This is a genomic window from Kribbella sp. CCNWLW201, from assembly GCF_037203805.1.
Lineage (GTDB): Bacteria > Actinomycetota > Actinomycetes > Propionibacteriales > Kribbellaceae > Kribbella.
Genome location: NZ_JBBCBQ010000001.1, coordinates 363,333 through 374,846, shown reverse-complemented (window position 1 = coordinate 374,846; position 11,514 = coordinate 363,333). Strand labels below are relative to the sequence as shown.

Sequence of the window (11,514 nt, the reverse complement as noted above, 5' to 3'; positions counted from 1 at the left end):
GACGAGGGAAGGCCGGGAGTCAAAGCCCCATGACCCCGCCGGCGCCGAAGGCCCGGCCAAAAGCACAGTCCTCACGAGCGCCTCCTCAAGAGTCGGAGGTAGATCAGCGAGACCAGCAGGTTCGCGATCAGCAGCAGGAACGAGATGGCCGAGGAGTAGCCGAGCTCACCGCCCTGCAACGCGACGTTGTAGATGTAGACCGGGACCGTCTCTGACTCGTGGTTCGGCCCGCCCTTGGTGAGCAGGAACGGCGAGAAGTCGTTCGCCGTCCACAGCGAGATCAGCAACGTGTTGGTGAGCACGTGGCCCCGGATGTGCGGGAACACCACATCACGCAGCGTCTGCCACCCCGATGCCCCGACCATCCGGGCCGACTCCAGCTGCGACGGTGGGACCGCCTGCAGCGCGGAGGAGTAGAGCATCATCGAGAACGCCGTACCGCGCCAAGTGTTGAACACGACCAGGCAGGCCATCGGGTAGTCGATCAGCCAGGCGGTCCCCGGCGTACCGAGGATGCTGTTCAGCGTGCCGCCGTCGCGGTCGAAGAACGCGACCCACAGGTACGCGACCACCGTCGAGGGCAGGATCCAGGCCAGCAGCACGAATCCTTCGACGGTACGACGGACGCCGGGACGCGTACGACGCATCACCCAGGCCAACGTGAAGCCGAGGATGTTCTGGCCGATGATCGCGGAGCCGAGGACGAACAGCAGCGTCAGCCACAGGGCGTTGTGGAAGAGCGCGTCGTTCAGCGCCGCCGTGTAGTTGGACAGGCCGACGATCGACGGCGACACCGCCTCGACACCGGTGAGCCGGTAGTTGGTGACGCCGATGTAGATCGTCCAGAGCGCCGGGAAGACCAGGAACGCGCCGATCAGCAGCAGGGCCGGCGCGACGAAGCCGAGGGCCCGGCCGACACCGAGCCCCGCGACATCGCTCGCCGGACCACGCCGCCCGGCCGGCCCGGAAGGCCGCGCCGGTGCAGGTGTGGAAGCGGTGGTCATCAGTTGCCGGCGACCTTGTCCTTGCTGCCGGCCGCCGCCTCGACGGCCTTCTGGTAGGCCCTCGCAGCGGCATCGGTGGTCTTGCCGCCGACCACGTCCGCGGTCGCCTGCTGCAGCGCGGCCGAGATCTTCGGGTACTCCGCCAGGCCGGGCCGGTACTGCGTGATCGGCAGGACCTTGGTGGCGACGAAGTTCAGCATCGGGTCACCGGCCAGCACCTCGCTGTTGACGTCGGTGCGCTGGGTGATCTTGGCCGCGCCGTTCAGGGACTCCTTCACCATGCCGGCGGAGTTCATGAACTGCATCAGCTCCCACGCCTGCTGCGGGAACTTGGTGTTCGGGTTGATCACGGTCGCGCCGCCACCGGACATCGAGACGAAGTCCTGGCCGTTGACCCCGCCGCCCGGCCTGGCGGCCGGGATCAGCGCGTAGCCGACGGCGGTGTCGCGGTCGGCCATCTTGGCCACGCCCTCCTTCGGCTCGACCACGCTGCGCCAGAAGTAGTCGCCCTCGAGCAGGATGCCGATCTTGTTCGCGGCGAACTGGGCGAACGACTTGTCCCGGCCCTTCGCCTCGCGCTGCAGCACCGGGTCACCGAGGCCGGTCGTGTAGATCTGGTGGTAGAAGTCGAGCACCTGGCGCAGCTTCGGGGTGTCGCCCAGCCACTTGCCGTCGGGGTAGACGGTCGTGCCGGTGCCCACCAGGAGCGGCAGCACGCCCTGCATCGTGGTCGCCTCGCCCATCGCCGTACCGGCGTTGATCTGGATCGGGGTAACGCCGGGCAGCTTCTTCAGCGCCTGGCCGGCCGAGATGATGTCGTCCCACGACTTCGGCTGCCAGTCGGCCGGCAGCCCGGCCTGCTGGAACAGCTTCTTGTTGAAGTAGAGCACCCGGCCGTCGGTGCCACCCGGGACGCCGTACCGCTTGCCCTCGAAGCTGCCGAGCTGCTGCACCGACTCCGGGATCTGCTTCCAGCCGTCCCAGTCGTCCACCTTGCTCGCGTCGCCGACGGTGTCGGTCAGCGGCTTGATGTAGCCGGCCTGGGCGAACTCGCCGACCCAGATGCCGTCGATGCTGAACAGGTCCGGGCCGGACTTGTTCTGCAGGTCCAGCGACAGCTTCTGCTTGTAGACCTCGTCGTCGGAGCCGTCACCCTGGAACTTGACCGTGACGTCGACGCCCTTGCCCTTCTGCTCCGCGACGAACTTCGGGATCAGCACGTCCTCGGTGAACGTCGCGCCCGCGCTGTTCTTGCCGCCTTTGACCGAGTTCGAGCCGATGGTCAGCTCCACCTTCTTGGCGTCGGCGTTGCGGTTCGCGTCCTGGTCGCCGCTGCCGGCGTCGGACGAGCCGAGGCAGCCGGTGAGCAGCGCGAGGGCCACGGCGCCGAGCGCGGCGGTGGTGGACAACCGCGTGATTGATCGCATCAGGGGTCTCCTTGCGAGGTCGGTGCAGCGAGTGCCGGTCAAACATTGGCACTCCTCGGCGACTATGTGAAGACTTTTACCCAACTCCCGGGAAAACGTTGTCAATCATTGCCCGGATGCCGTCGGCAACCGCATGGTGGCTGCCGGCAACCGATCGGGCGGGAAACCCCGGTACGACGGGTGATGGCCGGTTATCGGTGATCCAGGGGCGGCGTCAAATCCGGCTCAGGCGGGGCGCATTGCGGGACGGTTAAAGTGTCCTCAAGGTTCTGTGGCAACCGGTATCTGACTAGATACAGAACGTGACAACAGGTTGTAGCGTCCATGCCGATCGGTTCAGTGGATCGGAGGTGAAAGACATGCTGTTGCACGGACTGGCTTGCCTTCTCGACGACCTGTTCTGGCACTGCCACCACCACTGCTGGTGGTGACAGGCGGGGTCGACTGGTGACGGCCGCGGACGAGACGGGCGGACGGTGACAGCGACGCGAGACTCCCGCTGACGCGCAAGCAGCGGGGATCCGGAAGTCGAACCCCGAGCACCGGTTCCGAACCGAAGAGGATCACCAGAAAACACAACTGAAGGAGTGTCGATCACCGAAGGAGTGAGAAAACAGCCGGCCCCGACATCGTCGGGGCCGGCTGTCCTCTGTCTGGCTGAGGATCCTCCTTGGAGATCAGCGTTGGGCGAGCTGCATCATCTGCTTCGGCAGTACCGACATCTGAGCCGGGACCGGTGCCTTCGGCCGAACCAGCTCGAGCAGACTGGATGCGGCGTTCGCGACCGGCAGCGGCAGGGCCAGGCCCAGGGAAGCCAGCAGCGCGTTCACGAGTGCCAGTACCGCACCCAGGATGTCCAGGCCCGGCAGCGGCAACGCGCTCCAGCCCTGGATCGGTGAGCCGGACGCGGACATGCTGCCGGTCGGCTGTGCCTGCTTGGCCTTCCCCTTGCCGAGCAGGGACGTCAGGGCGAGACCGCTGGCGGCGTTCACGAACGTGCCCGCGCTCTCGTCGTAGCTCCACTTCTGCCCGTCACCGGTCCGGCAGGGCAGTACCAGCAGTGGGGCGTTGGCCGGAACCTTGGCCAGGTCCGCACCGCTGTCCAGGCAGGCGCCGGTCTTGGCAAGGGCGCCACCGACGCTCTTGCTCATCGCGACCTGCAGCTGGCCGGAGTCGGTGTAGATCCACTCCTGGGTCTTGCCCTCCTTGCCCGGCGCGCAGGCCATCATGACCGCCATCGGGACCTTGGCGGCCGCGACGAAGGTGAGGCAGTACCGCGTGTCGGAGCGGGTGGCGATCTGCTTCGCCACGCCGACCTCGACGCCCGGAGGTGCCGACCGGGCCGGTTCCAGGTTCGCGGCCTGCGCCGGTACGGCGGTGGCCAGAGCGACGCTGACGGCGAGAACCGTCACGCCGGTACGGCTCAACAACTTACGGATGATCAAGACAACCTCCAGAGGTCGTGCCATCTCGCGGCGTCAGGTCGTCGGGACCGCGACCGCGTGAGCCGGATCCGGCCCCGGGAACCGCGACGACACCCCTTGCGCGAAGGGTGAGCTGCGGGTCGATCCCCCGTGAGGAGGCGGTGTGGCCCGGAAGGCCGATAGTGACTCAACGCGACGTTGACGCCACAACCAGTAAGGCACAGGAGGCTGGCGGGTGGTTATGGCAAGACGGTGGAACTTGATGCCAATGGCAACTAACTGCCAGCGCAAAGTCGTTGCGTAGGGCATCGAAATCGCCCTGCAGAACCGTCGTGCTGTCGCTGAGCGGCGGCTGAGCGCTGATCGAGATGTTACAGCAATCTCTGCGAACGCGGGAGTATCCGTGAGCTAGTTGATGCCCTGGGCAACAGTGTGCTCAGTGGGGCTGTTTGTGGTCGGTGGGATCGGTGGCGGTGTGCCGATCGAGCGCCAGGCGCTCCTCCGAGGTGAGCTCTTGGGTGTCCGGCGCCTTCGTGTCCACGTCACTCTCGGTAGCGGGCGTGGTGTCGGTCGTCGCAGCCTGTGCGCGCAGTTCGCGCATCTCCTTGCGCCGGCGGTAGCCGCGGCCGAGCCCCTTCTTCGTCAGCCAGAGGCCGGACATCAGCGCGACCCCGGCCAGCGCGCCGAGGATGAACACGGTCGGTACCGAGACGCCGAAGTCGACGCCGAAGACCTCCATGGTGGTGGACGCGGCCGACGACACCGAGACTCCGAGGCCGAACAGGACGGCGAGAACGATCAGAACGATTCCGAGGACGGCCATGGCGAGCTGCCTCTCCGCCAGCCGGGGCTGGCTCTTCAGGCCTCACTGCTGAGTAAAGCGGTGAGCAGCGCGACCGCGCCGCTCTTGTCGAGTGGGTTGTTCTGGTTCCCACACTTCGGCGACTGTACGCAGGACGGGCATCCGTCCGTGCACTCACAGTGTGCAATCGCCTCACGTGTCGCGGTCAACCACTCGCGCGCCTCGGCGTAGCCGTGTTCCGCGAAACCGGCCCCGCCCGGGTGGCCGTCGTACACGAAGACGGTGAGGCAGCCGGTGTCGGCGTGCCGGGCGGTCGAGACGCCGCCGATGTCCCAGCGGTCGCAGGTCGCGAACAGCGGCAGCAGGCCGATCGACGCGTGCTCGGCCGCGTGCGCGGCACCTGGTACGTCGGACAGCCCGAGTGCAGCGACCGCGGAGTCAGGCATGGTCCACCAGACCGCCTTGGTCCGCAGTGTCCGCTCGGGCAGGTCGAGCGGCTGCTCATCCAGTACGTCGCCAGTCGTGATGAGCTTGCGCTGGAACGAGATCACCTGGCTCGTCACCTGGACCCAGCCGCGCGACAACTCCGCCGTACCCCAGGAGCAGGTCTCCTCGTTCGCAAGGATGCTGATCTCCGTCACGTCCCGGGCGAAGGTGGTGTAGTCGGGAGCGGCCGGCTCCACGACAGCGGCGTACCCCTCGAGGTCGAGGGTCTTGACCAGGTAGGACTCACCGGCGTGCACGTAGACGGCGCCCTCGTGGACCGACGAGTGAGCCGAGCCGCCGTCGACCGTGCCGAGCAGCCGACCAGTCTGGTCCTCCACGATCTGCACTGTCTTGCCGCCGGCCGAGCGGATGTCGATGGCGTCCACGGCCCGCTCCCGCCGCGTCCAGAACCATCCATGCGGTCGCTCCCGCAGGAGGCCCTGCCGCACGAGCTGCGCGATGACGGCTGGCGTCGTACTGCCGAAGATCTCGTAGTCGGCGGCGGTCAGTGGGAGCTCTTGGGCGGCAGCGCAGAGCTGAGGACCCAGCACATACGGGTTCTCTGGGTTGAACACCGTCGCCTCGACAGGGCGTCCGAAGATCGCGGCAGGGTGGCGGACTAGATAGGTATCCAGTGGGTCGTCACGCGCGACCAGCAAGGCCAGTGCGTCTCCACCGGCGCGGCCAGCCCGTCCGGCCTGCTGCCAGAGTGACGCGCGGGTGCCAGGCCAGCCAGACAGCAGTACGGCGTCCAGGCCGGCGATGTCGATGCCCAGCTCCAGCGCGTTCGTCGCGGCGACTCCGGTCAGCTCACCGCTCTGCAACATGCTCTCGAGCCGTCGGCGCTCTTCTGGCAGGTAGCCCGCCCGGTACGCCGACACCTGGTCGATCAACCCCGGATCCACCTCGGCAAGGTTCTCCCGCGCGGTCATGGCGACTGTCTCGGCTCCACGCCTCGACCGGACGAAGGCCACCGTCCTGACCCCGGTCACCACCAGGTCGGTCAGCAGGTCGGCCACCTCGGCTGTGGCAGAGCGTCGTACCGGAGCTCCGTTCTCGCCGCGCAGTGAGGTCATCGGCGGCTCCCACAGACCGAACGAGATACCGCCACGTGGAGAGCCGTCGTCGACCACCTCCACCATCGGCAGGCCGGTCAGCCGTTCACCGGACACGGCCGGCTCGGCCACTGTCGCGGATGCGCAGACGAAGATCGGATGGGCGCCGTATTGCGCACAGACCCGGCGCAGCCGCCTCAGTACGCCGGCCACATGCGCGCCGAACACACCGCGATAGTGATGACACTCGTCGACCACGACGTACTGCAGACAGCCCAGGAAGCGCGCCCAGCGCTGGTGGTTCGGCAGGACAGAGCGGTGCAGCATGTCCGGGTTGCTCAGCACGTACGTCGCATGGTCGCGAGCCCAGTCGCGTTCGGTCCGCTCCGAGTCGCCGTCCAGCGTCGTCGCCCGTAGACCGGGCACTGTGTACGACGAGACCGCGCGGAGCTGGTCATGCGCGAGGGCCTTCGTGGGAGACAAGTACAGAACAGAGGCGGTCCGGCGATTGGGCGAGGCTGCCTGCGCGATGCTCAACGTGGCAAAGGCGGGCAGCAGGTAGCCGAGCGACTTGCCCGATGCGGTCCCGGTCGCGACCACCACGTGCTTCCCGGCGTACGCCGCTTCCGCCGTCGCCACCTGATGAGTCCAGGGCGCGGTGATGCCGGCGTCCGCTAGTTGACCGAGCACCTCGGCGGGCACCCAGCGAGGCCAGGCACAGGTTTGCCCGGGCCGGGCCGGCACGGACTCGACATGGGTGAGCCGGTCGTCCCGGCCCACGGCAAGGCGCTTCAGCACAGCCGCCGCCTCACCACCTGCACGCATGACAGTGAGCCTAGTGCCGGTCTCGGACAGTGCCTGAATCCGTGCACGAGGCAGTTGCAGGTGCGGATGCACCGGGCTTTTTCGGGACGGAGATCGACTTCGGTGTAACGAGATGAAAGAGTTTTCGGCAACGGCCCTTCTCACGGTCCGTACATGGTTGAATGCAGCAGTTCACGGGATCGGAGGCCGAAGTGGATCTGTCGCTCAACGCGCGCGCCGAGGGCGGGCGTACCGTCATCGAGGTGGCGGGGGAGATCGACGTCTACACCGCACCGAAGCTCCGCGAGAAGATCGCCGCGCTCGTCGACGAGGGTGTCCATCACCTGGTGATCGACCTGGAACGCGTGGAGTTCCTGGACTCCACCGGCCTCGGCGTTCTCGTCGGCGGACTGAAACGGGTGCGCACCCACGACGGATCCCTGTCCCTGGTCTGCACCCAGGAACGGCTGCTGAAGATCTTCCGGATCACCGGCCTGACCAAGGTCTTCGACATCCACCCGGATGTCGCGTCGGCGATCTGAGCCAAGCGAAAAGGTATCCGCGTTGCTACGAAGGGTGACCGGGGCGGTGGGACGGGGGGAGCAATGGAATGGAGGTCCTTGCCTGAAGCTGCGGGTATGGCGTAGACCACCCTGTCGTCAGGTCTGGTCGGATACCCGTTAGAGTGACCCACCGCGCCAGTCATTGGCGCTGTGTCGTATTTCCCCAACCCTTCGGTTGCGGCAAACGGGGGCCGTCAAGTCCTGAGGGGTTGCCTACAAGGAGGACGGATGTCCGCGCTGCTTGCACAAGCGGTGGATCTTTCGTCGAGCAACACCACACTGGTGATCGTCGTCGGAGTGATCGCGATCCTCGCGGTCGCCATTGCGATGGTCTTCCGGGGCCAGGTGCTTGCCGCGAACGATGGCACCGAGAACATGAAGACGATCGCTGCGGCGGTCCAGGAAGGCGCATCGGCCTACCTGAACCGGCAGTTCCGCACGCTGTCGATCTTCGCCGTGGTCGCGTTCCTGTTGCTGTTCCTGCTGCCCGCGCACAGTGACGGCGACAACGAGACCACGCTGAAGATCTTCCGGTCCGTCTTCTTCCTGATCGGTGCGGGCTTCTCCGCCCTGATCGGCTACCTGGGCATGTGGCTCGCGACACGCGCCAACGTCCGGGTCGCCGCGGCGGCCCGGGACGAGGGCCGCGACCCCGCGATGCGGGTGGCGTTCCGGACCGGCGGCACCGTCGGCATGGCGACCGTGGGCTTCGGCCTGTTCGGCGCCGCGCTGGTCGTGCTGCTGTTCAAGGGTGACGCCCCGACCGTGCTCGAGGGCTTCGGTTTCGGTGCCGCCATGCTCGCCATGTTCATGCGTGTCGGCGGCGGTATCTTCACCAAGGCCGCCGATGTCGGTGCCGACCTGGTCGGCAAGGTCGAGCAGAACATCCCCGAGGACGACCCGCGCAACGCGGCCACCATCGCCGACAACGTCGGTGACAACGTGGGTGACTGTGCCGGTATGGCGGCCGACCTGTTCGAGTCGTACGCCGTGATGCTGGTGGCATCGCTGATCCTGGGCAAGGCCGCCTTCGGCGAGCAGGGCCTGATCTTCCCGCTGATCGTGCCGGCCATCGGCGCCGTCACCGCGGTCATCGGCGTCTTCCTGACCCGCCCGCGCACCGGTGAGAACGGCCTGCGGACGATCAACCGGGCGTTCTACATCTCCGCGGTCATCTCCGCGGTGCTCTGTACGGTGGCCGCGTTCGTCTACCTCCCGAGCAGCTTCGGGGACCTGACCGGCGCCACCGAGGCGATCGCCGCCCACGACGGCGACCCGCGGCTGATCGCGACCGTGTCGGTGCTCATCGGCATCGTGCTGGCCGCCGTCATCCTGGCCCTCACCGGGTACTTCACCGGCACCGAGGACAAGCCGGTCAAGGACGTCGGCAAGACCTCGCTGACCGGCGCCGCGACGGTCATCCTGTCCGGTATCTCGGTCGGCTTCGAGTCCGCCGTCTACACCGCGCTGGTGATCGCGGCCGCCGTGTACGGCGCCTTCCTGGTCGGCGGCTCCGGCGTCGTCGCGCTGTTCGCGATCGCGCTGGCCGGTTGTGGTCTGCTCACCACCGTCGGCGTCATCGTCGCGATGGACACCTTCGGCCCGGTCTCCGACAACGCCCAGGGCATCGCCGAGATGTCCGGTGACGTGGACGGCGAGGCGGCCCAGATCCTGACCGAGCTGGACGCCGTCGGCAACACCACCAAGGCGATCACCAAGGGCATCGCGATCGCGACCGCCGTACTGGCCGCGACCGCGCTGTTCGGCTCCTACACGGACTCGATCTACTCGGTGCTGGACGAAGCCGGCGACCGGGCGTTCAACGCGGACGCGCTCGTCTTCGACCCGGCCACCCTGGTCGGCATCATCATCGGTGCCGCCGTCGTGTTCATGTTCTCCGGTCTCGCGATCAACGCCGTCGGCCGCGCCGCCGGTGCGGTCGTCTACGAGGTACGTCGCCAGTTCCGCGACATCCCCGGGATCATGGAGGGCACCGGCAAGCCGGAGTACGGCAAGGTCGTCGACATCTGCACCCGCGACTCGCTGCGTGAGCTGGCCACCCCGGGTCTGCTCGCGATCACCGCGCCGATCGCCGTCGGCTTCGGCCTCGGTGCCTCGGCGCTGGCCGGTTACCTGGCCGGCGCGATCGCGTCCGGCACCCTGATGGCGGTCTTCCTGGCCAACTCCGGTGGTGCCTGGGACAACGCCAAGAAGCTGGTCGAGGACGGCAACCACGGCGGCAAGGGTTCGCCCGCGCATGAGGCCACCGTCATCGGTGACACCGTCGGCGACCCGTTCAAGGACACCGCCGGTCCGGCCATCAACCCGCTGATCAAGGTGATGAACCTGGTCTCGGTGCTGATCGCTCCGGCCGTCGTCGGCATGTCGTCGATCGGCGAGGACACGAACACCCCGCTGCGGATCGGTATCGCCCTCGTGGCGGTCGCGATCCTGACCGCGGCCGTGATCGTCTCCAAGCGCCGGGAGTCGGTCATCTCCGAAACTCCGGCCGAGGTCAACACCGCCGCCTGATCCAGGCAAGCAGCAGAAACGGCCCGCCGGTTCTCCGGCGGGCCGTTTCGCATGCTCGGATACCCCTTTACTCTCGTTGTACGAGAAATGACGCTCGAGGGAGGTCAGAGTGCCTCGGCTGCCGGCGTTCTTGCTTCTTGTCGTGGCGGGGATGCTGGCAGCGGTGCAGCCGGCCGACGCGACGACGACACAACCGGATGTCGACTACCTCAACGCTGCCCACCAGATCAATCTGACGATCATCCAGGCCGGCCAGGCGGCCAAGACCCAGGGCCGGACTTCGTGCGTGCGGCGCGTCGGCGCCCTGATGGAACGTGATCACCGCAGGCTCGCCGCGCAGGAGCTCGAGCTCGCCGGCCGACTCGGCATCGGGCTGGTCACGATCCCTTCGCAGGCACAGCGTCAGCGGCTCGACGCCCTCGCGGCCAAAGCCGGGACGTCCGGGTACGACGCCGCCTGGCTGGTGTTGCAGCGCCAGGAGCACCGGGATTACCTGACGCTGATCGGGAGCGATCTGGTGAAAGGCAGTGCGCCGGCCGTCGAGTCAGTGGCCAACGGCGCCAAGCCGGTGATCCAGATGCACCTGCGCATGGTGGAAGGTCGCTGTCGCTTCACGTCCGTCCCTCCGACAGTGCCCACTGGCTACGGCGGCCAGGTGGCCGACGCCCAGCGGACGCGCTCGAAGACAGGGCTGGTCGTGTTCGGCCTAGGAGTGCTCCTCCTCGCCGGCAAGCAGATCCGGATACGGCGGCGCCTGCTCGGCGTCGCGGCGCTGGGAATGGGGGTCGTCCTGGTGGTCGGCGGGCAGCCCGGCGATACCGGAAAGGTTCCGGAAGCCGGCCGTTCAGCCGCCGAACGGGAAGCCGCAGTTCCGCCGGTCCGGCTGGCGCTGCCCGGCCTCGTGGACGCGCCGGTGATGCCGGTCGCGACCGGCGGCGACAGCCGGCTGCAGATGCCGAAGTCGCCGGCCGACGTGGGTTGGTGGGCGGCGGGTGCGGCGCCGGGCTCGGCCGGTGGCACCGTGCTGCTGGCCGGCCACGTGGACTCCGCCCGGTACGGGCGCGCGGTGTTCGCCGCGCTGTCGGAAGTGCAGATCGGCGCCAAAGTCACGGTGACCGCCGGGGACGGCGAAGTGCACCGGTACCGCATCGTGGCTCGCCGGATCTACCGGCAGGAAAGCTTGCCCGCCGATCTTTTCCACGGTGCCGTGAAGCCGCGGTTGGCGCTGGTCACCTGCACCGGCACGTACGACCACGTGGCCCGCCGCTACACCCATAACCTGGTGCTCTACGGCGTACCGGTGGATTGAAACCTCCAGTGGCCGCCATTTGGTCGTGACTGCCAATTTCCCGGCGTTCGTACGGCGCGTATCCCGAAGTACCGGCGTACGTCGACTTTCGGCTGATGTGGACTCCTG

General features: G+C 67.6%; 8 protein-coding genes. 3 read left to right on the top strand and 5 right to left on the bottom strand.

The features are described from left to right. Positions 1-71: 71 nt before the first annotated feature. From V9K99_RS01630 to V9K99_RS01610, 5 genes are all read right to left on the bottom strand, one after another. Entirely contained in the window at positions 72-1,004 is a 933-nt protein-coding gene (locus V9K99_RS01630) for a carbohydrate ABC transporter permease (protein WP_337002932.1), read from the bottom strand. Further along, positions 1,004-2,431, bottom strand: coding sequence for an extracellular solute-binding protein (locus tag V9K99_RS01625; RefSeq protein ID WP_337002934.1), 1,428 nt, complete (start codon positions 2,429-2,431; stop codon positions 1,004-1,006). Before V9K99_RS01625 ends, V9K99_RS01630 begins: the two co-directional genes overlap by 1 nt. 677 nt (positions 2,432-3,108) lie before the next feature. After that, on the bottom strand, positions 3,109-3,876 hold the full coding sequence (locus tag V9K99_RS01620) for a hypothetical protein (protein WP_337002936.1): 768 nt from the start codon (positions 3,874-3,876) through the stop codon (positions 3,109-3,111). Positions 3,877-4,291: 415 nt separating this feature from the next. Further along, on the bottom strand, positions 4,292-4,678 hold the full coding sequence (locus V9K99_RS01615) for a hypothetical protein (protein WP_337002938.1): 387 nt from the start codon (positions 4,676-4,678) through the stop codon (positions 4,292-4,294). A 35-nt stretch (positions 4,679-4,713) separates the two neighbouring features. Next, entirely contained in the window at positions 4,714-7,023 is a 2,310-nt protein-coding gene (locus V9K99_RS01610) for a DEAD/DEAH box helicase (protein ID WP_337002940.1), read from the bottom strand. A 161-nt stretch (positions 7,024-7,184) separates the two neighbouring features. On the opposite strand from V9K99_RS01610, the gene V9K99_RS01605 reads away from it, so the two are divergent. From V9K99_RS01605 to V9K99_RS01595, 3 genes are all read left to right on the top strand, one after another. Next, complete coding sequence (locus tag V9K99_RS01605; RefSeq protein ID WP_439649119.1) at positions 7,185-7,544, top strand: STAS domain-containing protein; 360 nt, start codon at positions 7,185-7,187, stop codon at positions 7,542-7,544. 249 nt (positions 7,545-7,793) lie between these two features. Next, entirely contained in the window at positions 7,794-10,097 is a 2,304-nt protein-coding gene (locus V9K99_RS01600; RefSeq protein WP_337002942.1) for a sodium-translocating pyrophosphatase, read from the top strand. A gap of 109 nt (positions 10,098-10,206) precedes the next feature. Further along, positions 10,207-11,406, top strand: a complete 1,200-nt coding sequence (locus V9K99_RS01595; RefSeq protein WP_337002944.1) for a DUF4142 domain-containing protein — start codon at positions 10,207-10,209, stop codon at positions 11,404-11,406. Positions 11,407-11,514: the final 108 nt, after the last annotated feature.